Consider the following 21,927-nt stretch of genomic DNA (forward strand, 5'->3'; position numbering starts at 1 on the left):
GCCGCGGTGCTCTCCGCCTGGAACACCATCCGCGGCCGGGCCGTCGAGATCGCCGGTACCCGCGAGTAGGCGCCGCGCCGCCCGCCGAGCGGGCCCGCCGTCCTGGGCCCCGCTCACCGGCCGTGTCCGCCCGCTCACGATTCGGCCGATCGGCCCGGCCCGTGTAATGTTCTCCGGGTCAGCAGGCGCCGCTAGCTCAGTTGGTTAGAGCAGCTGACTCTTAATCAGCGGGTCCGGGGTTCGAGTCCCTGGCGGCGCACAGACACGGAAGGCCCCCCGCACCACGCGGGGGGCCTTCTGCATACGCGCGGGGGGCGCAGATGGACCTGAACACGTACGCACAGCACTTCGACGGGCGGCCCGAGGTCTCGTTCCGCACCGACGAGCAGCTCACCACCACCGCGGTCTGGCTCGCCCACCTGCACGGGTACGCCTTCAAGACCGTCTCCGCCGACCACGTCGGACACGACCTGACCTTCGTCCGGGACACCCGCCCGGAGGCCGGCCGCCGGCTCGCCTGGCTCCGCGACCCGGTCTCCGACCCGGACTGCCCGGTCCCGGTCGCCCGCGTCCAGGCCCCGTACGGCTGGACCCCGCCCGGCTGGCCGGCGCACTCGGCCGTCACCGTGCCGCCCGAGCTGCTGCCCGGGCTGGCCTCGCTCGTCCGCCACGAGCAGATCCGCAACAACCCGGTGGCCACCTGGATCGCCCTGCTGCTGCCGTTCCTGGCCGTCCCGCTGTGCTGGCCGTACGACACCACCCGGGCGGTGGCCGTCCAGCTCGGCGTGACCGCGTTCGTCGGTGTGGTCTTCGGCCTGCGCTCGCTCAGCGCCGCGGCGAGCCGGAAGAAGGCCCTCGCCGCCCGCAGGATCTGGGCCGCGGACCCCGCCTGACCGCCCGGTGGCGGTGGCCCTGCCGCGCGGCAACGGCTTCCCGGATCAACCGGATTTCAAACCTCGGGCCCGAGCGTGTATGGTCTTGCCTGTCAGCAGGCGCCGCTAGCTCAGTTGGTTAGAGCAGCTGACTCTTAATCAGCGGGTCCGGGGTTCGAGTCCCTGGCGGCGCACAGACACGGAAGGCCCTCCCGCTCACGCGGGAGGGCCTTCGTCGTGTCTCAGCCCGCCAGCATCCGCCGGATCGAGGCCGCCGTCGCCGCGGCGAAGCGCTCCCGGGTCGCCGGGTCGACCAGGTCGAGCGACAGGTACGGGTTGAGGTCCTCCAGCTCGACCAGGAGCAGCCCGCCCTCCGGGGTGCGGCAGGCGTCGACGCGCTGGATGCCGTACGGGAGGCCGTTCCAGTCGACGAAGCGGTCGGCGAAGGCGAGGTCCTCGGCGGTGGCCGGGTAGGGCCGCAGCTCCCAGCGGCGGTCGGGGTCGGGCGCGTACAGGGCGTACTGGAAGTCGCGGTCGACGTAGTAGAAGGAGACCTCGTACCGGAAGTCGATCCGCGGCTGGATCAGGCTGCCGGGGACGGCCGCCGCGGGCAGCTCCTCGCGGGTGGCGAAGACCAGGCCGATGGAGTCGGCGCCGTCCTTGGGCTTGACCACGTACTGCGCGGCGTCGGGCAGCGGGGCGTCGGCGCGGTCGACGGTCGGGATGACCGGCAGGCCCTCGGCGGTGAGGTCGAGCAGGTACTGCTTGCCGGCCGTGTCGCCGCGCCCGGTGAGCGGGTTGTAGACCCGGGTGCCGCGTCGCCCGGCCTCGGCCCGGAACTCTTCGTATGCGGTGAGATAGTTCACAACCGGGCCGCTGTTGCGAACCACGACCGCGTCGAAGCCGTCCATCAGGGAGAGCGCGTCCAGCGGGTGGCAGAGCGCGAGGTCGAACTCCTCGCGCAGCCGCGCGGTCAGCGCGACGTCCTCGTCGCCGTAGCGGCGCCCCCTGGCGGGGTAGGCGAGGTCGGTCACGTACAGGATGCTCGGACGCTTCATGCCCGGCACCCTACCCCGGTGCTCTCAGCGGACTTTAAAGATCAACTTAGGAGAAATAGGACATAGTTCCCTAACATCAGACAAGTCGATCAATCGAGGAGAGCAGCCCAAGGTGCCCCGAAGTACGAAGAAACGGCCGAAGCGCACCGGCTGGCGCCGCCTGGTGCCGACCTGGAGGACGACGCTGGCCGGCCTGGTCGCGTCGATGGTCCTCGGTGTGGGCCTGTTCGCGCTGGGGGTGGCCCTGGTGCAGGTCCCGGACGCGCACGCCGCCGCGACCGCGCAGTCCAACACCTGGCTCTACCAGGACGGTTCGGTGCTCGCCCGGACCGGCCAGACCAACCGCACCATCGTCGGCCTGGACAAGGTCTCCGCGGACGCCCAGCACGCCGCGCTCGCCGCCGAGGACCGCGACTTCTACGGCGAGGGCGCGGTCAACCTCAAGGGCATGGCCCGGGCCGCGCTCAAGACCGCGAAGGGCGAGGGCACCCAGGGCGGGTCGACCATCACCCAGCAGTACGTGAAGAACGCCTACCTCAACCAGAAGCAGACCCTGGGCCGCAAGGTCAAGGAGGTCTTCATCGCGATGAAGGTGGACGCGACCGAGTCCAAGGACGAGATCCTGGCCGGCTACCTCAACACCTCGTACTACGGCCGCGGCGCGTACGGCATCCAGGCCGCCGCACAGGCCTACTTCGGCGTGGACGCCGACAAGCTGGACCCGGCGCAGGGCGCCTACCTCGCCACCCTGCTGAACGCCCCCAGCGCGTACGACGTCTCCACCGCCTCCGCCGCCGGCAAGGAGCGCGCGGTGGCCCGCTGGAACTACGTGCTGGACGGCATGGTGCAGAAGGGCTGGATGTCCGCCGCCGACCGCGCGGACACCGCCTTCCCGGAGGTGCGGGCGCCGAAGAGCGCGCTGGGCCTGTCCGGCCAGGCCGGCTACCTGGTGCAGGCCGCCACCGACTACCTCACCTCGAACGGCATCGTCAGCGAGGCGCAGCTCGCCCAGGGCGGCTACACCGTCACCCTCACCGTCGACGCCGAGCGCCAGCAGGCGCTGCAGGACTCCGTGCAGGCCCAGCTCACCGACAGCCTCGACCCCGCCAAGCGCAAGGCGGACGCCGCCGCCCAGGCCGGCGCCGTCTCGGTCGACCCGAAGACCGGCCAGGTGGTCGCGCTGTACGGCGGCGCCGACGCCACCAAGCACTGGATCGACAACGCCACCCGCACCGACTACCCGGCGGGCTCCACCTTCAAGGCGCTCACCCTGGCCGCCGCCCTCGACAGCGGCGCCCGCACCCAGTCCGGCGAGCGGATCACCGCCGACACCGTCTACGACGGCACCAACCGCCGTCCGGTGAAGGGCGCCAAGGGCGTGCCGTACGCGCCGCCGAACGAAGGCGAGCGCAGCTACGGGCAGATCAGCCTGCAGCAGGCCACCGACTGGTCGGTCAACTCGGCGTTCGTGCAGCTCGCCCAGGACACCGGGCTGGAGAAGGTCCGGCAGACCGCGGTGGCGCTCGGCCTGCCCGAGTCCACCCCGAACCTGAAGGCGCTGCCCTCGATCCCGCTGGGCACCTCCACGCCGAGCGCGCTGCAGCTGGCCGGGGCGTACGCCACCATCGACAACGACGGCAAGCAGATCACCCCGTGGCTGGTGAAGGGCCTGCAGCAGGGCGGCGAGCAGGTCGCGCTGCCCGAGCACAAGGCCACCCAGGCGATCTCCCAGGACGCCGCCCGGGCCACCACCTCGATCCTGCGCGGCGTGATCGACGACCAGGGCGGCACCGGCTACCGAGCCGCGGCGCTGAACCGCCCGGCGGCCGGCAAGACCGGCACCACCGACGACTCCAAGTCGGTCTGGTTCGCCGGCTACACCCCGGACCTGGTCACCGTGGTCGGCCTGTTCGGCCAGGACCCGACCACCGGCAACCAGGTCTCCCTGGACGGCGTCGGCGGCCAGGGCAGCGCGGCCGGCGGCCGCTTCCCGGCGCAGATCTGGACGGCGTACATGAAGTCCGCGCTCGCCGGGCAGCCGGTCCGCGACTTCGCCGAGGCCGCCCACCGCCCGGCCGCCTCCACCCCGTCGGCGACGCCCGGCGATTCGCCGTCCGCGACCCCGGAGTCCACGCCCACCGCCCCGGCCACCCCGTCCGCGCAGGGCCCGGACGCCACGCCGAGCGGCACCGCGACCACCCCGGGCCGCCGGCCCAGCCGCACCCCCAGCAGCCCGGGCACCCAGAGCGCCACCGCCACGCCGAGCAGCGGTGCCTCGGCGACCAGGAAGCCCACCCAGACCCCGTCGCCCGACGGGGAGGGCGCCGTGGACGGCACCACCCGGGTCGAGCAGGACCAAACTGCGAGATAGCACCTTACGAAGGGGCGGGTCCGGCTGACACAATGCCCCGGTGCCCAGCCAGACCCGCCCCTCCACCGACGCCCCGCCCGCCGCCCCGGCGGCCGCGGCGCGGCCCGCCCTCACCGCCGGACTCGCCCTCGCCCTGGTCTCCGCCTTCGCCTTCGGCGGATCGGGCACCGCCGCGAAACCCCTGATCGAAGCCGGGCTCTCCCCGCTCCACACCGTCTGGCTGCGGGTCGCCGGCGCCGCCGCCGTCCTGCTGCCGCTCGCCTGGAAGCACCGCGCCGCCGTGCGGCAGCGGCCCGGCGTCCTGATCGGCTTCGGCCTGCTCGCCGTGGCCGGCGTCCAGGCCTGCTACTTCGCCTCCATCTCCCGGATCCCCGTCGGCGTCGCCCTGCTGATCGAGTACCTCGGGCCGCCGCTCCTGCTCGGCTACGTGAAGTTCGTGCAGCGCAAGCCCGTCGGACGCGGCGCCACCATCGGCGCGGCCGTCGCCGTCGCCGGGCTCGCCTGCGTGGTCGAGGTCTGGAACGGGCTGCGGTTCGACGCGCTCGGCGTGCTCTTCGGGCTCGGCGCCGCCTGCTGCCAGGTCGGCTACTTCGTCCTCGCCGACGCCGGCCGACGCGGCGACAGGCCCGTCGACCCGATGGCCGTCAGCGCGTACGGCCTGCTGATCGGCGCACTCGTCCTCACCGTCGCCACCCGGCCGTGGGAGGCCGACTGGTCGGTGCTCACCGGCACGGTGACCATGAACGGGCACGCGCTGCCCGCCGCGCTCCCGGCCGCCTGGATGGTGCTGATCGCCACCGTCCTCGCCTACCTGACCGGCGTCATCGCCGTCCAGCACCTCTCCCCGCCGGTCGCCGGCGTGGTCGCCAACCTGGAAGCGGTGGTCGCCACCGTCCTCGCCTGGATCCTCCTCGGCGAGCACCTGGGCACCCCCCAGATCCTCGGCGGCACCCTCGTCCTCGCCGGCGCCTTCGCCGCCCAGCGGGGGAAGTAGCCGGAGGGGGCCGGAAGGAACGTGTTTCCAGGGGCTCGGGGAGACTCTCAGAACAGCGGCCAGACCACGGCCCGGACCGGGCCGACCACGTCCGCGACGGGGACCGCGCCGCCGGCCGCGCCGTCGCGGTGGTAGCGCGAGTCCGCGGAGTCGCTGCGGTGGTCCCCCTCCACCCAGACGTACCCGGCCGGGACGGTGACCGGGCCGAAGTCGAGGCCGGCGCAGGAGTCGTCGCCGGGGTGCAGGTAGGGCTCGGCCACCGCGTGGCCGTCCACGGTGAGGGTGGTGCCGGCGCAGGCGACCGTGTGTCCGCCGGTCGCTATCACGCGCTTGACCAGGTACTCGTCACCGGCGGGCGGCAGCAGCCCGACGAAGCTGAGCCCCTTCGCGAACGCGCCGCGCTCGGGCTCGGGCGGCAGCCAGCCGCCCGGGTCGCGGAAGACGATCTTGTCCCCGGCCTCGGGCTCCCAGCCGAACAGCGGGGAGAGCTTGTCGACGGCGACCCGGTCGCCGACCTTCAGGGTGTTCTCCATCGAGCCGGACGGGATGGAGAACACCTGGAACAGGCAGGTCTTGATCAGCAGGGCGATCGCGAGACCGACGGCCGCCATCACCGGGAGCTCGATCCACCAGGGCTTCCGTTTGGCCATCGGGCCGTACCGCCTTTTCCGGGCCGGGAGCGTCGAAGGACAGCACGCTAGCCGTGCCCGCCCGCCCCGGCGAAATCCGGGTTTTAACCGGCGTTGACGTCCCCGGCCGAGCCGCCGGTCGAGTCCCCTGCCGCGTCCTCGGCGATCGCCTCGTGGTGCCTGATCACCTCGGCGATGATGAAGTTGAGGAATTTCTCCGCGAAGACCGGGTCGAGGTGCGCGCCCGCGGCCAGCTCCCGCAGCCGCTTGATCTGCTCGCGCTCGCGGGCCGGGTCGGCGGGCGGCAGCCGGTGCTCGGCCTTGAGCTCCCCGACCTTCTGGGTGGCCTTGAAGCGCTCGGCGAGCATGTGGACGACGGCGGCGTCGATGTTGTCGATCGACTGCCGCAGGGCGGTCAGCTCGGCCCGTACGGACTGGCCGATCCCCTCGGTGGCGGCGGGGGTCGTGGGCTGGTCCGTCATCGGGGCTCCGGGGCTTCGCGGGGCAGGGGCGGCGCGCCCGGCGCGGGCCCAGGGGGGCGGCGATCGTCGGGCCAGCGCCAATCTAACAGGGGACGACCTGCCGACTCCCCCGCATATCGGCCCAAGTCCACGATGTGGAACGCCGAACGGACTAGGGTGGGTGGCACGGCACGTACAGCCCCCAGCACAGGAGGTATCCCCCGTGGCAACCACCCGTACCGCGCACACGGAGTGGCAGGGCAACCTGCTCGAAGGCAAGGGCGAGGTGACCCTCGACTCCTCCGGCATCGGCACCTACCCGGTGTCCTGGCCGGCCCGTTCCGAGGAGCCGAACGGGAAGACCAGCCCCGAGGAGCTCATCGCCGCCGCGCACTCCGCCTGCTACTCGATGGCGCTCTCGCACGCCCTGGCCGGCGCCGGCAACCCGCCCACCGCGCTGCACACCAAGGCGGACGTGACGTTCCAGCCGGGCACCGGCATCACCGGCGTCCACCTGACGGTGGTCGGCGAGGTCCCCGGCCTGGACGAGGCGGGCTTCGTGAAGCTGGCCGAGGACGCCAAGGCCAACTGCCCGGTCAGCAAGGCGCTGACCGGCACCACGATCACGCTCACCGCCAGCCTGGGCTGATCTCCGCACGATCCGTCACATCCCGGACGGACCACGCGCCCCCGGACCGCCCGCGCGGCGGACCCCGGGGGCGTCGCCGTTCCCGCCGGCGTTCCCGTCGCCGCTTCCGCCGCATGCGCACACGCTCTGCGCGAAACCCGCCGAATCACCCTGCCGGCGGTCGCGACCGGTTCGGCGCGCGATCTATGATCAGCGGCAGTGGCCCGAGGCGTCCCGAGCACCGCTCGCCGCCCGCCACCGCGGTTCGGGCAGCCGACCGTGGACCAGTGTCAGCGGACGGGAGCGTGCCGTGCCGGGCCGGAACGAGGGGGCCGACGCACACCGACTGGGCGTGCGGCACGATCCCCTGCGCCACCTCCACGGCACGCACCGTGCCGGCCCGCTCACCGCAGAGGCCGTGCAGGCCCCGTGCGCGACCTGCGGCACGCTGATCGGCGGCGACACCGAGCACCTGCTGGCCGCGCTGCGGGCGAGCGAATCCCGGTTCCGGGCGGCGTTCCTGGACGCCGGGATCGGCATGGCGCTGATCGACACCGACGACCTGTTCCTGGAGATCAACCCGGCGTTCGCGGCGATGCTCGGCCGCGAGGTGCCGGACCTGGTGTCCCAGCACATCCACACCGTCATCGACCCGGAGGAGACGCCCCGCCGGCTCTACCGGGAGCTGGTCCGCGGCGAGCGGGACCGGGTGGTGGTGGAGAAGCGGCTCAAGCACCGGGCGGGCCACGAGGTGTGGTCCCGCGTCACCATCTCGCTGATCCGCGACGACGCCGGGCAGCCGCAGTACACCCTGGCGATGTTCGAGGACGTCAGCGAGCAGCGCAAGCTCGGCGACCGGCTGGCCTACCAGGCGCTGCACGACCCGCTGACCCGGCTACCGAACCGGACGCTCTTCTTCGAGCGGCTGCAGGCGGTCTTCGACGCGCCGGAGACCGGCGCCCCCCGCCGGGTCGGCCTGTGCTACGTGGACCTGGACGGCTTCGCGGCGATCAACGAGACGCTCGGCCACCAGATCGGCGACCAGCTGCTGGTCGCCGTCGCGGACCGGCTGGAGCGCGGATTCGCCCGCACCGAGGGCCAGTCGGTGGCCCGGCTCGGCGGCGACGAGTTCGCGCTGCTGGTGACGGACAGCCGGGGCGGCGAGCAACTCACGGCTCTCGCGGGGGCGTTGATCGAGGCGCTGGAGCGGCCCTTCGAGGTGGCCGGGCACCGGCTGGTGGTCACCGCGTCGATCGGCGTGGTGGAGCGCCCGGTGCGCGGCTCCACCCCCACCGACCTGCTGCGGGACGCCGACTCCACGCTGTACTGGTCCAAAGCGGACGGCCGGGCCCGCTGGACGCTCTACGACCAGGACCGCGGCGCCGACCAGCTGACCCGCCACCTGCTCGCCACCGCGCTCCGCCCGGCGCTGGAGCGCGGCGAGTTCACCGTCGAGTACCAACCGCTGGTCGGCCTCTCGGACGGCGCGGTGCGCGGCGCCGAGGCCCTGGTCCGGTGGGTTCACCCCCGGTACGGGACGCTCTCGCCGGACCGCTTCATCCCGCTCGCCGAGGAGTCCGGGGCGATCGTGCCGCTGGGCCGGTGGGTGCTGGAGGAGTCCTGCCGTCAGGCCCGGCGCTGGCTGGCCGAGTTCCCCGACACCGAGACCTTCGTCAGCGTCAACCTGGCGGCCCGCCAGATCTGGGACTCCGACATCGTCGGCGACGTCGCCCGGGTGCTGGAGCTCACCGGCCTGCCCGCCCGGCTGCTCCAGCTGGAGATCACCGAGAGCGCCGTGCTCGGCCCCGGCGGCCGCCCCTCGCAGGCCCTGCAGGAGCTCGCCGACATGGGCGTGCGGATCGCCATCGACGACTTCGGCACCGGCTACTCCAACCTCGCCTACCTCTCCCGGCTGCCGGTCCACGTGCTCAAGCTGGACGGCACCTTCATCGAGGCGTTCCGCGAAGGCGCCAAGCCGCCGCCGGGCCACCGCGCCGACGCCGACGAGCAGATCGTCGGCGCGATGGTCCAGCTGGCGCACGCCCTCGGGCTGACCGTCACCGCCGAGGGCATCGAGAACGCCGCCCAGGCCGAACGGCTCCGGCTGACCGGCTGCGACACCGCGCAGGGCTGGTACTTCGCCCGCCCCGGCGAGGCCGAGCTGGTCGCCGCCATACTGCGCGAGAACCGCCCGCGCCCCTGAGCCCGACCGCCTCCCGGCCCGTCGGCCCTCCGGCCGGTCGACCCGTCAGCCGTCAGCCCGTCAGCCCGTACGCCTCGGCGATCAGCCGGTAGGACCGCAGCCGCGCCTCGTGCCCGTGGATGTGCGAGGTGACCATCAGCTCGTCCGCGCCCGTCCGCCGGCGCAGCGCCTCCAGCCCCTCGGCGACCCGGGCGGGCTCGCCGAGCACCACGTTGCCCAGCCAGCTCTGCAGGAACTCCGCCTCCACCTCGCTGTACGGGTACGCCTCGGCCTCCGCCGGGGTGGGGATCAGGCCCGGCCGGCCCTGGCGCAGCCGCAGCATCGCGAGCCCCGCCGAGCGGGCCAGGCGCACCGCGGCCGCCTCGCCGTCCGCCGCCACCGCGCTCACCCCGATCAGCGCGTACGGCTTCTCCAGCACCGCGGAGGGGCGGAACTCCTCCCGGTACAGGTCGAGCGCGGGCACCGTGTTCTGCGCGCTGAAGTGGTGCGCGAAGGCGAACGGCAGCCCGAGCCGGGCCGCCAGCCGGGCGCTGAACCCGGACGACCCGAGCAGCCACACCGGCGGCCGGGACGGCCCCTGCGGCACGGCGCTCAGCCGGGCGTACGGGTGGCCGTCCGGGAAGTCGCCGTCCAGGAAGTGGGTCAGCTCGGCGAGCTGGGCCGGGAAGTCCTCCGGGCCGTCGGTGCGGCCCTGGCGCAGCGCCCGCGCGGTCGCCTGGTCGGTGCCGGGGGCGCGGCCCAGGCCCAGGTCGATCCGGCCCGGGTGCAGGGCCTCCAGCAGGCCGAACTGCTCGGCGACGGCGAGCGGCGCGTGGTTGGGCAGCATCACGCCGCCGGAGCCCAGCCGCAGGGTCGAGGTGGCCGCGCCGAGGTGGGCCAGCAGCACCGCCGGGGTGGAGCTGGCGACGCCCGGCATGCCGTGGTGCTCGGCCACCCAGAAGCGGTGGTACCCCCACTGCTCGGCGCTGCGGGCCAGCTCGGTGGTGGCCGCCAGTGCCTCCCCGGGGCTGTACCCGGCGCCGACCGTGGCCAGGTCCAGGATCGACAGCGGGGCCGGTGCCGTTCCGGCCGCCCGGCCCCTGATCTCCTCCGCGCGGTCCTCTGCGCTGCTCATCCGATCCGTCCTCTCGTATCCGTGCCGTCGGTGCACAACCGCCGCCGCCCGCCGGGTGTTCCCGGTGTACCCGGGCGGCGACGGAGCGTGGCGGACTCACGCCAGCGCGGGAAGTCGCCAGGCCCGACGGCTCCGCGCACCGCCCCGGGCAGGGCATGCTTGGTGATCAGTGCGGGCTGCATACCCGCACCCCGCACACCTGCGTCCGATCGACGGGCTCGACCAGCGTCGTTCGATCCATGAGCCCCCGGAGCGGCACCCCGCCCGGGGGCTTTCGCACGCCCCGGCCCCGGTGAGCCGCGCCACAGGGGGGTGCTTCAGGGCATGAAAGGTTCAGGGGCTAGCGTTGTCACCCGCAGTACCGACCTCCCCGGGGCGGTACGGAGGGAGTACCACCTTGGACGCCATCGCGGTCATCGGGCCGGCGTGGATCTGCGCGCTGGCGCTCGTCGCCGTCCTCGGCGACGCCCTGCTCCCCTTCATCCCGAGCGGCACCCTGGTGATCCTCGCGGTGCTGCGCACCTCGCAGACCGAGGGCTCCCCGCTGCTGCTGGCCGCCGGGGTGGCCACCGCGTCCTTCCTGGGCGACCTGCTGCTGCTCCAGCTGGCCCGGCGCAGCGCCCCCACCGTCCAGCGGCGCCTCGCCCACCGGCCGAAGCTGGCCGCGAGCGTGGAACGCGTCCAGCGCAGCTTCGCCGGGCGGACCACCCGGCGGGCCGCCGCGCTGGTGATCGTCGCCCGTTTCGTCCCCGCCGGGCGGACCGTGCTCGACCTGGCCGTCGGCCACTCCCCCGACCTCTCCCGGACCTTCCTACGCTGGTCGGCGGTGGCCGCCGTGCTGTGGGCCGGCTACATCGTCAGCCTCGGCTGGCTGAACAGCCACTGGTTCGACACCGCGTGGCTGAGCTTCGCGATCTCCTGTGCGGCGGCCACCGCGATCAGCAGCGGCATCGCCCAGCTGGTCCGGCGCCGCCGCCGCGAGCTCGCGGTCTGACCCCTTCTGCCCGTCTCTGTCTCAGGACGGCAACAGACCGGCCGGTCCGGGATCCGGCGCGTCCCCGTTCGCGTGGTGGAGGACGGAAGCCGCCGGCACCGTCCGCGGCCCGTACCATCCTTGGGTGGCATTAACGGCCGAATGTCCCGATTTTCGCGGCAGGGGAGACCATGAGCACCATCTCGCGCAGGACCGTCCTGAGCAGCGCGGCAGCCACCGCGGCCCTGGGCGCCGTCAGCGCCTGTTCCACCGGCGGTAGCGGCGGTCGGAGCGGCAGCGGCGGCCAGGCCGGGGACGGCGCGGTCCCCGCGGCCCCCGCCAAGTCCACCGCCAAGGGCACGCCGATCGGCGACGGCTCCACCGCGGACACCGGCCCCCAGCCCAACCAGCCCAAGCCCGAGAAGCTCAAGCCCGGCGAGGCGCCGCCGCAGTTCGTGGTCTTCTCCTGGGACGGCGCCGGCGGCACCGACGACGGCCAGTTCAGCCGCTTCCTCAAGCTCGCTCAGGAGCACAAGGCGGCGATGACCTTCTTCCTGTCCGGCATCTACGCGCTGCCGAAGGACAAGTCGAACCTCTACCACCCGCCGAAGCACAGCGTCGGCGCCTCCGACATCCCGTTCCTGTCCGAGGGCGCGGTCAAGAGCACCCTCAAGCTGATCAGCCAGGCCTGGCTGGCCGGCCACGAGATCGGCACCCACTTCAACGGCCACTTCTGCTCCACCCGCTCCGACGGCAACGGCGTCAACAAGTGGACGCCGGAGGACTGGGAGAACGAGATCCAGCAGGCCGTCGGCTTCGTCACCCAGTGGAAGACCAACACCGGCTTCACCGACGTCGACCCGCTCCCCTTCGACTACAAGAAGGAGCTGATCGGCGGCCGCACCCCCTGCCTCGAAGGCCAGAAGGCCCTGCTGCCGACCGCCGCCAAGCTCGGCTGGAAGTACGACGCCAGCTCCCCCGGCGGCCTGCAGATCTGGCCGCAGAAGGTGCAGGACGGCAAGATCTGGGACTTCCCGCTGCAGGGCATGCCCTTCCCCGGCCACAACTTCCAGGTCCTCTCGATGGACTACAACATCCTCGCCAACCAGTCGGGCGGCTCCACCAAGGGCGACCCGGCCAAGTACGACGCGTGGCGCACCCAGGCCCGCGACGCCTACCTGGCCGGCTTCAACCGCGCGTACACCACCAACCGCGCCCCGGTCTTCATCGGCAACCACTTCGAGCAGTGGAACGGCGGCATCTACATGGACGCCGTGGAGATGACCGTCAAGGAGATCGCCGGCAAGCCGGACGTCCGCCTGGTGTCCTTCCGGCAGCTGGTCGAGTGGCTGGAGGTCCAGGACCAGTCCACCCTGCGCAAGCTCCGCACCCTGGGCGTGGGCCAGGCCCCCGCCGGCGGCTGGCAGTCCTTCCTCGGCACCGCCGGCTGAGATCATCTCCGACATGACTTCGTTTCGACTGATCGTCACGGGCGGCGGCACCGGCGGCCACACCTACCCGGCCCTCACCGCGGTCCGCACCCTCCAGGCGCGGCTCGCGGCCGCCGGCCGGACGCTGGAGGTGCTGTGGGTCGGCACCCCGGACGGCCTGGAGGCCCGGGTCACCACCGCCGAGCGGATCCCGTTCACCACGGTCGCCACCGGTAAGATCCGGCGCAGCAGCAACCCGCTGAAGCTGCTCTCCCCGGCCAACCTGCGGGACATGGCGCGGGTGCCGCTGGGGGTCGTGCAGGCCCGGTCGGTCGTCGCCGGCTTCCGGCCGGACGTGGTGCTGGCCACCGGCGGGTACGTCGCCGTGCCGGTCGGCCTGGCCGCGAGGATGTGCCGCCGGCCGCTGGTGGTGCACGAGCAGACCGTCCGCCTCGGGCTGGCCAACCGCGGGCTCGCCCGGGCCGCGAGCGCGTTCGCCGTCTCCTCCGAGTCGACGCTGCAGCACCTGCCGGGCGGCGCCCGGGAGCGGGCCGTGGTGACCGGCAACCCGGTCCGGCCCGAGGTGCTCGCCGGGCACCCGGACAAGGCCGTCCAGGCGCTCGGCCTGTGGGCCTTCGACCGCGCCCGCCCCACCGTCTACGTCACCGGCGGCGCCCAGGGCTCGGCCCAGATCAACGGCCTGGTCGCCGAGCTCCTGCCGTGGCTGCTGCCGCAGGCCAACGTCGTCCACCAGTGCGGCCCGGCCCACGAGGCCGAGCTGCGCCGGCGCGCCGCCGCGCTGCCCCCGGAGCTGGCCGGCCGCTACCTGGTCACCGGCTTCGTCGGCGCCGAACTCCCCGACGTGCTGGCCCTGGCGGACGTGGTGGTCTCCCGCAGCGGCGCCGGCACGGTCGCCGAGCTGACCGCCCTCGGCAAGGCCTCCGTGCTCGTCCCGCTGGCCTCCTCGGCCGGCAACGAGCAGGCCCACAACGCCCAGCACCTGCAGAGCGCCGGCGCGGCCGCCGCGCTGCTCGGCGAGGTGACCGCCGGTCACCTCGCCGACGCCGTGGCCCCGCTGCTCGCCGACCCGGCCCGCCGCGCGGACATGGCGCACCGCGCCCGGACGCTGGGGCGTCCGGACGCGGCGGAGCGGCTGGTGGACGTGCTGCTGACGGCGGCTCAGCCGAGCAGCCGCTGAGCCACCGCCTCGGTGGCGATGATCGAGTAGTGGTTGGTGCCCGGGACGGGCGCGGCCGGGATCGGCAGGTCCGCGAGGGCGATCCGGCCGGCGTCGTAGAGGCCCTGCGGCTCGTCCAGCAGGCCGCGCTCCGCCCACAGCAGTTCGGCGGGGCAGGGCAGCTTGCGGACGGCCGCGGCGGCCTCCGGGTCGACCAGCACCTGGCCGCCGTCCAGCCGGACCGCCTCCGGGACGCAGGAGGAGGTCAGTTCCGGTTCCTCGCCGACCAGGTCGCGCTGGGTGTAGGCGTCCAGCTCGGCGGTCCAGTCGGCCATCGCGGGGTGCTGCCGCCAGAACGCGCGGTACGCCTCGCGGTCGGGGAAGGTCATCGACAGCCGGGCCAGCGCCGGGCCGAGGACGGCGGCCAGCACGTCGTCCTCGGCCACCCCCTCGGGCAGCGGGAAGGTGACCGCGCCGTCCACCAGCAGCAGCCGCTCGACCGCCTCCGGGTGGCGGACGGCGGTCAGCGCACAGACCCAGGCGCCCATCGAGTGGCCGACCAGCCGCACCGGGCCGGCGCCCAGGTGCGCGATCAGCAGCGCGACGTCGTCCGCGTGCCGGGCCAGTCCGTACGGCCCGCCGACCGTACGGCTGGCGGCACGTCCCCGCAGGTCGGGGGCGTACAGGTGGACCCGCCCGGCGAGCAGGCGGGCGGCGGCGGCCCAGGCCAGGGCGTTGGCGGTGATGCCGTGGACCGCGACCACCACCGGCGCGCCCGGGTCGGCGGCGGGCCAGTGCAGCACGGCGAGCTCTCCGCCGGGCACGGGGACGGTCAGTTCCTGGTACGGCGTCGACTCGGTCATGCGGCACCTTCGGTGACGGGAGCGGCAGGGACGTCCAGGGTACGGACGGCGCGTCCGGCGCGGAGGCGGGCGGGCAGCTTGGCCAGGCCGCCGGGCAGCAGGTAGACCACGGCCACGAACAGCGCGCCGAGCAGGAACAGCGGCTGGGAGAGCGGCACCCGCAGGACGCCCGGGAGGCCGCCGACGGCGTCCGAGGTGGCCAGGTCGCCGAGCCGGTGCGCGGCCCAGGTGTAGAGGACGCCGCCGAGCAGCGGCCCCCAGCGGGTGCCGGAGCCGCCGAGGACGACCATCACCAGCAGCGCGAGGGTTGCGTCCGAGCTCGCCGCCTGCGGCGTGGCCCCGCCCGTGAGGAGCAGGTGGACCACGCCGCCGGCGCCGGCCAGGCCGCCCGCGACCACGAAGGCGACCAGCTTGAATCCGTACGGGCGCAGGCCCAGCACCTCGATGCGGCGCTCGTTCTCGCGGATGCCGGCCCAGACGCGGCCGGTGGGCGAGGAGACCGTCCAGTGGACGACGGCCAGGGTGAGGACCAGGTAGGCGAGGGCGATCCAGTACAGGTTGGCGGTGTTGCCGATGCCGACCAGGGCGTCGGGCAGGTGCTCGGCGGGTGCGGAGCGGCCTTCCTCACCACCCGTCAGCCCGCCGGGGTTGCGCTGCACCAGGATCGCGCCGGCCTGGGCGAAGGCCAGGGTGACCATGGAGAAGCCGATGCCGGTGACCCGCAGGCTGACCGAGCCCAGCAGCAGTGCCAGCGCGACCGAGCAGGCGACGCCGAACAGCGCGGCGGGCACGAAGCCCAGGCCGAGTTCGAGCATGGCCAGGTCGGTGGCGTACAGGCCGGTGGCGAAGTACAGCGCGTGGCCGAAGGAGAGCAGGCCGGTGCGGCCCAGCAGCAGGTCGTAGCCGCTGGCGAGGGCGCCGTAGACCAGGCACAGGGCGATGAGCTGGAGGCTGCCGGGGCTGCCCAGCGGCCCGTCCAGCAGCCCGGGCAGCGGCAGCGCGCTGTACGGCGCGAGCAGCAGCACGGCCAGCAGGCCCACCGGCCACCAGCGCTTGAGGTGGTCGGTCATGCGAGCCTCCCGGTGAGTCCGCGCGGCCGCACCAGCAGCAGCACGGCGAGCAGGACGACGACCGACAGGTCGCCCAGCCCCGCCGCGGTGTAGTAGTTGGCGAACTGCTGGACCAGGCCGACCGCGACGGACGCGACCGCGGCACCGGTCACCGACCCCATCCCGCCCATCACCACCACCACGAACGCGAAGACCAGCAGCCCGGTGCCCTGCGAGGGGTTGACCGAGCCGAAGTACAGGCCGGCCAGGGCCCCGCCGAGCGCCGCGGCGGCGCCGCCGATCGCGAAGACCAGCGTGAACGCCTTGCGGACGTCGATGCCCAGCGCGGTGACCATCGCTCGGTCCTCGACCCCGGCCCGGACGATCAGGCCGTAGCGGGTCCGGGCCAGGAACAGCCGCAGCGCGAGGAGCACCAGCACCGCCGCGCCCATCAGCACGAAGCGGTTGACCGGGACGACGGCGCCCAGCAGCCGCACCGTGCCGGCGAGCGCCTCCGGCTGCGGGAAGGGCCGTGCGTCGGCGCCCCAGACGCCCATCAGCAGGGCGGGCAGCGCCAGCCCGACGCCGACGGTGGCGAGGATCTGGTCCCGCGGCCGGGCGTACAGCGGGCGGATCAGCACCAGCTCCAGCAGCACGGCGGCGGCGGTGCCGACCACGGTGCCGAACAGCACCGCGAGCCAGAAGCCCATGCCGCCCTCGGTGGCGGCCCACCAGGTGGCGTACGCGCCGATCGACAGCAGCGCGCCGTGGGCGAAGTTCAGCACGTCCATCAGGCCGAAGATCAGTGACAGGCCGCTGGCGACCAGGAAGTAGAGCGCGCCCAGGCCGAGGCCGGTGCAGGCGAGCAGGACGATCGTGTTCATCAGGGGGTCACCTCGGGGGCGGGGCGGTGGCTGCCGACGCCGAGCAGCCGGCGGGCGGCGTCCTCGTCGGCGAGCAGTTCGGCGGCGTCGCCCTGGTGGGCGGTGCGGCCGTCGGCGAGGACGGCGCAGGTCCCGGCGACCCGGCGCACCAGGGCCAGGTTCTGCTCGACCAGCAGCACCGGCACGGTCTCGGCGACCCGGGCCAGCACGTCGGCGACCTCGGCGACGATCTTCGGGGCGAGGCCCTTGGTGGGCTCGTCGGCGACGATCAGCCGGTTGCCGTTCAGCAGGGTGCGGCCGATGGCCACCATCTGCTGCTGGCCGCCGGACAGGCTGCCGGCCAACTGGCCCGCGCGCTGCTTCAGTTCGGGGAACAGCTCGTGGACCAGGTCGTAGGCGGGGGTCGCGTCGCGTTCCGCGAGGCGGAGGTTCTCGGCGACCGTGAGGCCGGCGAAGATCCCCCGGTCCTCCGGCGCGTAGCCGATCCCCCGGCGCACGATCAGGTGCGTGGGCAGCGCGCCGATCTCGGCGCCGTCGAAGGCCACCGCGCCGGTGCGCGGCACCAGGCCGAGCAGCGCCTTGACGGTGGTGGTCTTCCCCGCGCCGTTGCGCCCCAGCAGGGCCGTGACACCGCTCGGGGCGACGTCCAGGTCCACGCCGTGCAGGATGTGCAGGCCGTCGATCACCACCCGCAGGTCGCGGGCGGACAGCAGCGCGCTCACAGCGCCTCCCCGAGATAGGCCTGCTGGACGGTCTCGTCGGCCATCACCGCAGCGGGCGTGTCCAGGGCGAGCAGCGTGCCGTGGTGCATCACCGCCAGCCGGTCGGCCAGACCCAGCAGCACGTCCATGTGGTGCTCGACCATCAGCACCGTGCGGCCCTGCTCCTTGTGCACCGAGCGGATCAGCTCGACCAGCGCGGGCACCTCCTCGGCGCTGACGCCGGCCATCGGCTCGTCCAGCAGGATCAGCCGGGGGTCGGAGACCAGCAGCACCGCGAGTTCCAGCTTGCGCTTCTCGCCGTGCGACAGCGAACCGGCCAACGCCTCGGCGCGGTCCGCGAGTTCGGTGCGCTCCAGGGTCTCGGCGACCGCTTTCGCGTACCGCTCGGCGCGGCGCCAGATCCGGTACGAGGCGCGCGGCCCGGCGGCCGCCTGGGCGGCCAGGCGGACGTGGTCGGCGACGGTCAGCCCGGCCCACAGCGAGGAGGTCTGGAAGGTCCGGCCGAGGCCCCGCCGGGCCCGCGCGTGCACGGGCTCGGCGGTGACGTCGGCGCCGTCCAGCTCCAGCGAGCCGTGGCTCGCCGGGCAGATGCCGCTGATCAGGTTGAACAGGGAGGTCTTCCCCGCCCCGTTCGGGCCGATGAAGGCGACGAACTCGCCCTCACCGACCTCGAACGAGACGTCCTCCACGATCGGCACGCCCCGGACGGACCAGCCGAGGCCGTTCAGCCGCAGCACGGGGACGGGAGTCGACACCGGATCAACCCGCCATCGGGGCGACCGGGGGCGCCACCTGGTCGGCGGGGACGGTGTTCACCACGGTCGGCTCGGCGGCCGCGCCGGAACCGGTCAGCTTGACCTGGAACATCGGCTGCAGCAGGGCGTGGTCCTCGGCCCGGACGGTCAGCTTGCCCTTGACGCCGTCGAAGCTCCAACCCTCCAGGGACTTCACCAGCGCGTCGGTGTCGGCGGTGGCGCCCTTGGTGGACTCCAGGGCGTGCACCACCATCTGGGCGGCGGTGAAGCCGTCGGGGGTGAAGATGTCCGGCTTGGAGCCGGCCTTGGTGACCGCGTCGGTCATCGCCACCTCGACCTCGTTGGAGCCGGCGGCGCCCGCGAAGTAGTGGTTCAGGAAGGAGATCTTCTCGCCGGCCTGGCCGAACAGCGGGTACGAGGCCGCCAGGTCGAGGCCGGTGACCACCTGGGTGGCGGAGAAGACGTCCTGCTGGGAGAGCGAGGTCCACAGCGCGGAGGCGGTGTCGCCGGCCCAGGCGACGAACAGCAGGTCCGGCTTGGCGCCCTTGGCCTGGGTGGCGAACGGGGTGAGGTCGGTCGCGGACGGCGGGGCGAGCACCGCGTCCACCGTCGCGCCCTCGGCGCCGAGCACCGCCTTCACGGCGGCCACGTTCGCCTGGCCGAAGGCGCTGTCCTGGGCCAGCACGGTGACCTTCTTGCCCTTGGCGTCCTTGCCGATGAACGAGGCCGCGGTACGGATGTCCTGGTACGACTGGCGGCCGGAGCGGAAGGTGTACTTGTTCAGGCCGGTGACCTTGTCCGCGGCGGCCGGGCCGGAGATGAACAGCACCTTGTTCTGCGCGGCGATCGGGCCGACCTGCAGGGCCACGCCCGAGGCGGTCGAACCGGCCAGGATCTTCGCGCCCTTGCCGATCAGGTCCTTGGCGCCGGAGACCGCCTTGGCCGGGTCTCCGGCGTCGTCCTGCTCGGCGATCTCGACCGGGTGGCCGTCGACCGCGTTGGTGCCCTTGGTGGCGTAGGCCAGGCCGGCCTTGAAGCCCTCCAGGTACTGCTTGCCGTACGCGGCCAGCGGGCCGGTCTTGCTGTACACCAGGCCGACCTGGACCGGGGCCTTGGAGCCGCTGTCGGCACTGCCGGTGCCGGCGGTGCCGGCCTTGGCGCAGCCCACCGCGAGCAGGCCGCAGGCCGCCATCACGGCGAGGCGCCGGGCGGATCCGGGGGTGGCGTCCGTACGAGACATGGGGGCGGCTCCTGAGGGTGCAAGTGCTGGTGGATGCCGGAACCGTAGGGTCACCGCCCGCGCGGCGACATGTGACGGGGCCACGTACCGCGGCGCGCGGTTGTGTGCCCGTGCGCCATGTCGCCGCCGCCCCGCCCCGGGGGTGTGGGCGGCACACACCGCACCGGGCCGGCCCATGGCCCGTACCGCCATGGAAAGGGCCCGGGGCTGCGGCGAGGGTGGTGCCGGAAAACTCCCCGTCTCTCCCTCCAGAGGTGACCCCTTGGACAAGGTCCTGGACTCCGCCGCACGCGCCGTGGCGGACATTCCCGACGGCGCGGTGCTGGCGGTCGGCGGCTTCGGGCTGTGCGGCATCCCCTCCACCCTGATCGGCGCCCTGGCCGAGGCCGGGACGGCCGGCCTGCGGGTGGTCTCCAACAACTGCGGGGTGGACGACTGGGGCCTCGGCCTGCTGCTGCGGGCCGGCCGGATCGCCCGGATGACCTCCAGCTACGTCGGCGAGAACAAGGAGTTCGCCCGGCAGTACCTCTCCGGCGAGCTGGAGGTGGAGCTGACCCCGCAGGGCACCCTGGCCGAGCGGCTGCGGGCGGGCGGCGCGGGCATCCCGGCGTTCTTCACCCCGGCCGGCGTCGGCACCCAGGTCGAGGAGGGCGGCCTGCCCTGGCGCTACGCCGCCGACGGCTCGGTCGCCCTCGCCTCCCCGCCCAAGGAGGTCCGCGAGTTCGGCGGCCGCCGCTACCTGCTGGAGGAGGGCATCACCGCCGACTTCGCACTGGTCCGCGCCGAGGTCGCCGACCGGCACGGCAACTGCGTCTTCCACGCCGCCGCCCGCAACTTCAACCCGCTGTGCGCCACCGCCGGGCGGATCACCGTGGTCGAGGCCGACCGGATCGTCGAGCCCGGAGAGCTGCCGCCGGACGCCGTCCACCTGCCCGGCGTGTACGTGGACCGGGTGGTCGCCGCCGACCCCGCCGACCGCCGGATCGAGCGCCGCACCGTCCGCACCGCCCCCGAGGAGAACTGATGCCCGCCGCCTCCGACCCGCGCGACCTGCTCGCCGCCCGCGCCGCCCGCGAACTGCGCGACGGCCAGTACGTCAACCTGGGCATCGGCCTGCCCACCCTGATCCCCAACCACCTGCCCGCCGGGGTGCACGTGGTGCTGCACTCCGAGAACGGCATCCTCGGCGTCGGCCCCTACCCGGCGGAGGCCGACGTCCACCCCGACCTGATCAACGCCGGCAAGGAGACCGTGACGGTCGACGCCGGCGCCTCCTACTTCGACTCGGCGTTCTCCTTCGGCATGGTCCGGGCCGGCCGGATCGACGTCTCGGTGCTCGGCGCGATGCAGGTCTCCGCCGCCGGCGACCTGGCCAACTGGATGATCCCCGGCAAGATGGTCAAGGGCATGGGCGGCGCGATGGACCTGGTGCACGGCGCCCGCCGGCTGATCGTGGTGATGGAGCACACCGCCAAGGACGGCAGCCCCAAGATCGTCAACGAGCTGGACCTGCCCGCCACCGGCCGCCGCGTCGTCCACCGCATCGTCACCGACCTCGCGGTCCTCGACGTCACCCCCGAGGGCCTGCGCGTGGTCGAGATCGCCGACGGCCACACCCTCGACGAGGTCCGCGCCGCCACCGAACCCGACCTGCTCACCGGCTGACCGGCCGACCGCCCCCGGAACGGCACTCGGCCGGCACCCGCGCGCAGCGGGTGCCGGCCGAGCCGGCCGAGTCGGTGGTCAGGCCCCGGCGGCGGGGATGCGCCAGTCGATCGGCTCGGTGCCGAAGCCCTCGAGCGCGGCGTCGATCTGCGAGAACGGCTTGCTGCCGAAGAACAGCTTCGCCGACAGCGGCGACGGGTGGGCGCCCTGGACCACCACGTGGCGCTCGGTGTCGATCAGCGGCAGCTTCTTCTTCGCGTAGTTGCCCCACAGCACGAAGACGCAGGGCTCCTCGCGGTCGCTGACCGCCTTGATCACCGCGTCGGTGAACTTCTCCCAGCCCTTGGCCTTGTGCGAGTTGGGCTCGTGCGCCCGCACCGTGAGCACCGCGTTGAGCAGCAGCACGCCCTGCTCGGCCCAGTGCATCAGGTAGCCGTGGTCGGGGGCCGGGACGCCGAGGTCGGCCTCCAGCTCCTTGTAGATGTTGCGCAGCGACGGCGGGATCTTCGTCCCCGGCAGCACCGAGAAGCTCATGCCGTGGGCCTGGCCGTTGTCGTGGTACGGGTCCTGCCCGAGGACGAGCACCCGGACCTTGTCGTACGGCGTCGCGGCGAGCGCCGAGAACTCCTGCCCGGCCGGCGGGAAGACCTCGTGCTCGGCGCGCTGCTCGGCCACGAAGGCGGCCAGCTGGGCGAAGTACGGCTTGGCGGTCTCGTCGGCGAGCACCGCCCGCCAGGACTCGGGCAGTTCCAGGTCGGTGCCCACAGCCGTCTCGGCCATATCCGTCACGTCTACCTACCTCCGGTGCGACATTCGCCGCGTCGCGCTCTGTGCGTCGT

General features: G+C 73.7%; 21 protein-coding genes and 2 tRNA genes. 12 read left to right on the top strand and 11 right to left on the bottom strand.

All coding sequences use genetic code 11. The features are described 5' to 3' along the window. The first annotated feature begins 185 nt into the window (after positions 1-185). The 3 genes from ABEB06_RS14270 to ABEB06_RS14280 all read left to right on the top strand — a co-directional run bounded on the left by ABEB06_RS14270 (position 186) and on the right by ABEB06_RS14280 (position 1,066). Positions 186-259 (top strand) — tRNA-Lys (locus tag ABEB06_RS14270). Between the two features lie 61 nt (positions 260-320). After that, positions 321-893 (top strand): hypothetical protein, encoded by a 573-nt coding sequence (locus tag ABEB06_RS14275; protein ID WP_345697238.1) that lies wholly within the window; start codon positions 321-323, stop codon positions 891-893. A gap of 99 nt (positions 894-992) precedes the next feature. Then, positions 993-1,066, top strand: a tRNA-Lys gene (locus tag ABEB06_RS14280). 48 nt (positions 1,067-1,114) lie between these two features. Here the strand turns inward: ABEB06_RS14280 and ABEB06_RS14285 are convergent. Further along, the gene (locus ABEB06_RS14285) at positions 1,115-1,930 is read right to left on the bottom strand and encodes an ATP-grasp domain-containing protein (protein ID WP_425559622.1); all 816 of its coding nucleotides are present in this window, start codon (positions 1,928-1,930) and stop codon (positions 1,115-1,117) included. A 112-nt stretch (positions 1,931-2,042) separates the two neighbouring features. Between ABEB06_RS14285 and ABEB06_RS14290 the strand changes: the two genes are divergently transcribed. Beyond that, positions 2,043-4,301, top strand: a complete 2,259-nt coding sequence (locus ABEB06_RS14290) for a transglycosylase domain-containing protein (RefSeq protein WP_345697240.1) — start codon at positions 2,043-2,045, stop codon at positions 4,299-4,301. 133 nt (positions 4,302-4,434) lie between these two features. Next, positions 4,435-5,295, top strand: coding sequence for an EamA family transporter (locus tag ABEB06_RS14295; protein ID WP_425559773.1), 861 nt, complete (start codon positions 4,435-4,437; stop codon positions 5,293-5,295). 47 nt (positions 5,296-5,342) lie between these two features. Here the strand turns inward: ABEB06_RS14295 and lepB are convergent, their stop codons facing one another. Both lepB and ABEB06_RS14305 read right to left on the bottom strand, forming a co-directional pair. Beyond that, on the bottom strand, positions 5,343-5,945 hold the full coding sequence (lepB, locus tag ABEB06_RS14300) for a signal peptidase I (RefSeq protein WP_345697242.1): 603 nt from the start codon (positions 5,943-5,945) through the stop codon (positions 5,343-5,345). A gap of 83 nt (positions 5,946-6,028) precedes the next feature. Then, positions 6,029-6,406 carry a chorismate mutase gene (locus ABEB06_RS14305; RefSeq protein WP_345697243.1) on the bottom strand — a complete coding sequence of 126 codons (378 nt, stop codon included), beginning with the start codon at positions 6,404-6,406 and terminating at the stop codon, positions 6,029-6,031. Between the two features lie 202 nt (positions 6,407-6,608). Here ABEB06_RS14305 and ABEB06_RS14310 point away from each other — a divergent pair, with 202 nt between their 5' ends. Both ABEB06_RS14310 and ABEB06_RS14315 read left to right on the top strand, forming a co-directional pair. Then, the gene (locus ABEB06_RS14310; protein ID WP_345697244.1) at positions 6,609-7,034 is read left to right on the top strand and encodes an OsmC family protein; all 426 of its coding nucleotides are present in this window, start codon (positions 6,609-6,611) and stop codon (positions 7,032-7,034) included. Between the two features lie 331 nt (positions 7,035-7,365). Beyond that, on the top strand, positions 7,366-9,216 hold the full coding sequence (locus ABEB06_RS14315) for a putative bifunctional diguanylate cyclase/phosphodiesterase (protein ID WP_345697245.1): 1,851 nt from the start codon (positions 7,366-7,368) through the stop codon (positions 9,214-9,216). Between the two features lie 52 nt (positions 9,217-9,268). Here the strand turns inward: ABEB06_RS14315 and ABEB06_RS14320 are convergent, their stop codons facing one another. Continuing rightward, a complete protein-coding gene (locus ABEB06_RS14320; protein ID WP_345697246.1) occupies positions 9,269-10,330 on the bottom strand; it encodes an LLM class flavin-dependent oxidoreductase in 1,062 nt (353 codons plus the stop codon). A gap of 397 nt (positions 10,331-10,727) precedes the next feature. On the opposite strand from ABEB06_RS14320, the gene ABEB06_RS14325 reads away from it, so the two are divergent. The 3 genes from ABEB06_RS14325 (at position 10,728) to ABEB06_RS14335 (ending at position 13,931) form a co-directional block, all read left to right on the top strand. Then, the gene (locus tag ABEB06_RS14325; protein ID WP_345697247.1) at positions 10,728-11,324 is read left to right on the top strand and encodes a DedA family protein; all 597 of its coding nucleotides are present in this window, start codon (positions 10,728-10,730) and stop codon (positions 11,322-11,324) included. A gap of 170 nt (positions 11,325-11,494) precedes the next feature. Continuing rightward, the gene (locus ABEB06_RS14330; protein ID WP_345697248.1) at positions 11,495-12,754 is read left to right on the top strand and encodes a polysaccharide deacetylase family protein; all 1,260 of its coding nucleotides are present in this window, start codon (positions 11,495-11,497) and stop codon (positions 12,752-12,754) included. Positions 12,755-12,767: 13 nt separating this feature from the next. Then, complete coding sequence (locus tag ABEB06_RS14335) at positions 12,768-13,931, top strand: UDP-N-acetylglucosamine--N-acetylmuramyl-(pentapeptide) pyrophosphoryl-undecaprenol N-acetylglucosamine transferase (RefSeq protein ID WP_345697249.1); 1,164 nt, start codon at positions 12,768-12,770, stop codon at positions 13,929-13,931. On the opposite strand, the gene ABEB06_RS14340 is transcribed toward ABEB06_RS14335, so the two are convergent. The 6 genes from ABEB06_RS14340 to ABEB06_RS14365 are packed head-to-tail and all read right to left on the bottom strand — an operon-like array spanning position 13,913 to position 19,423. Continuing rightward, positions 13,913-14,773: an alpha/beta fold hydrolase gene (locus ABEB06_RS14340; RefSeq protein WP_345697250.1), complete on the bottom strand. Its 861-nt coding sequence runs from the start codon at positions 14,771-14,773 to the stop codon at positions 13,913-13,915. The genes ABEB06_RS14335 and ABEB06_RS14340 overlap by 19 nt on opposite strands. Then, the gene (locus tag ABEB06_RS14345) at positions 14,770-15,843 is read right to left on the bottom strand and encodes a branched-chain amino acid ABC transporter permease (RefSeq protein ID WP_345697251.1); all 1,074 of its coding nucleotides are present in this window, start codon (positions 15,841-15,843) and stop codon (positions 14,770-14,772) included. Before ABEB06_RS14345 ends, ABEB06_RS14340 begins: the two co-directional genes overlap by 4 nt. Next, on the bottom strand, positions 15,840-16,706 hold the full coding sequence (locus tag ABEB06_RS14350) for a branched-chain amino acid ABC transporter permease (protein ID WP_345697252.1): 867 nt from the start codon (positions 16,704-16,706) through the stop codon (positions 15,840-15,842). The genes ABEB06_RS14345 and ABEB06_RS14350 overlap by 4 nt, the downstream gene beginning before the upstream one ends. Next, positions 16,706-17,428 (bottom strand): ABC transporter ATP-binding protein, encoded by a 723-nt coding sequence (locus ABEB06_RS14355; protein WP_345697253.1) that lies wholly within the window; start codon positions 17,426-17,428, stop codon positions 16,706-16,708. Before ABEB06_RS14355 ends, ABEB06_RS14350 begins: the two co-directional genes overlap by 1 nt. Next, positions 17,425-18,183, bottom strand: coding sequence for an ABC transporter ATP-binding protein (locus ABEB06_RS14360; RefSeq protein WP_345697254.1), 759 nt, complete (start codon positions 18,181-18,183; stop codon positions 17,425-17,427). Before ABEB06_RS14360 ends, ABEB06_RS14355 begins: the two co-directional genes overlap by 4 nt. Before the next feature lie 4 nt (positions 18,184-18,187). Then, positions 18,188-19,423, bottom strand: a complete 1,236-nt coding sequence (locus ABEB06_RS14365) for a substrate-binding domain-containing protein (RefSeq protein ID WP_345697255.1) — start codon at positions 19,421-19,423, stop codon at positions 18,188-18,190. 262 nt (positions 19,424-19,685) lie between these two features. On the opposite strand from ABEB06_RS14365, the gene ABEB06_RS14370 reads away from it, so the two are divergent. After that, positions 19,686-20,447 (top strand): CoA transferase subunit A, encoded by a 762-nt coding sequence (locus tag ABEB06_RS14370; protein WP_345697256.1) that lies wholly within the window; start codon positions 19,686-19,688, stop codon positions 20,445-20,447. After that, positions 20,447-21,088, top strand: a complete 642-nt coding sequence (locus ABEB06_RS14375; RefSeq protein ID WP_345697257.1) for a 3-oxoacid CoA-transferase subunit B — start codon at positions 20,447-20,449, stop codon at positions 21,086-21,088. The genes ABEB06_RS14370 and ABEB06_RS14375 overlap by 1 nt, the downstream gene beginning before the upstream one ends. Positions 21,089-21,166: 78 nt before the next feature. Here the strand turns inward: ABEB06_RS14375 and ung are convergent, their stop codons facing one another. Then, the gene (ung, locus tag ABEB06_RS14380) at positions 21,167-21,868 is read right to left on the bottom strand and encodes a uracil-DNA glycosylase (RefSeq protein WP_345697258.1); all 702 of its coding nucleotides are present in this window, start codon (positions 21,866-21,868) and stop codon (positions 21,167-21,169) included. Positions 21,869-21,927 lie beyond the last annotated feature (59 nt).

The sequence above is a fragment of the Kitasatospora terrestris genome (genome assembly GCF_039542905.1).
In the GTDB taxonomy this organism is placed as follows: domain Bacteria; phylum Actinomycetota; class Actinomycetes; order Streptomycetales; family Streptomycetaceae; genus Kitasatospora; species Kitasatospora terrestris.

Bases quoted from the DNA above. Each gene is read 5' to 3' on its own strand.
- ABEB06_RS14340 (WP_345697250.1), bottom strand. From the start codon at position 14,773: ATGACCGAGTCGACGCCGTACCAGGAACTGACCGTCCCCGTGCCCGGC.
- ABEB06_RS14350 (WP_345697252.1), bottom strand. From the start codon at position 16,706: ATGAACACGATCGTCCTGCTCGCCTGCACCGGCCTCGGCCTGGGCGCG.
- ABEB06_RS14285 (WP_425559622.1), bottom strand. From the start codon at position 1,930: ATGAAGCGTCCGAGCATCCTGTACGTGACCGACCTCGCCTACCCCGCC.
- ABEB06_RS14345 (WP_345697251.1), bottom strand. From the start codon at position 15,843: ATGACCGACCACCTCAAGCGCTGGTGGCCGGTGGGCCTGCTGGCCGTG.
- ABEB06_RS14375 (WP_345697257.1), top strand. From the start codon at position 20,447: ATGCCCGCCGCCTCCGACCCGCGCGACCTGCTCGCCGCCCGCGCCGCC.
- ABEB06_RS14320 (WP_345697246.1), bottom strand. From the start codon at position 10,330: ATGAGCAGCGCAGAGGACCGCGCGGAGGAGATCAGGGGCCGGGCGGCC.
- ABEB06_RS14305 (WP_345697243.1), bottom strand. From the start codon at position 6,406: ATGACGGACCAGCCCACGACCCCCGCCGCCACCGAGGGGATCGGCCAG.
- ABEB06_RS14275 (WP_345697238.1), top strand. From the start codon at position 321: ATGGACCTGAACACGTACGCACAGCACTTCGACGGGCGGCCCGAGGTC.
- lepB (WP_345697242.1), bottom strand. From the start codon at position 5,945: ATGGCCAAACGGAAGCCCTGGTGGATCGAGCTCCCGGTGATGGCGGCC.
- ABEB06_RS14330 (WP_345697248.1), top strand. From the start codon at position 11,495: ATGAGCACCATCTCGCGCAGGACCGTCCTGAGCAGCGCGGCAGCCACC.
- ABEB06_RS14365 (WP_345697255.1), bottom strand. From the start codon at position 19,423: ATGTCTCGTACGGACGCCACCCCCGGATCCGCCCGGCGCCTCGCCGTG.
- ABEB06_RS14335 (WP_345697249.1), top strand. From the start codon at position 12,768: ATGACTTCGTTTCGACTGATCGTCACGGGCGGCGGCACCGGCGGCCAC.
- ung (WP_345697258.1), bottom strand. From the start codon at position 21,868: ATGGCCGAGACGGCTGTGGGCACCGACCTGGAACTGCCCGAGTCCTGG.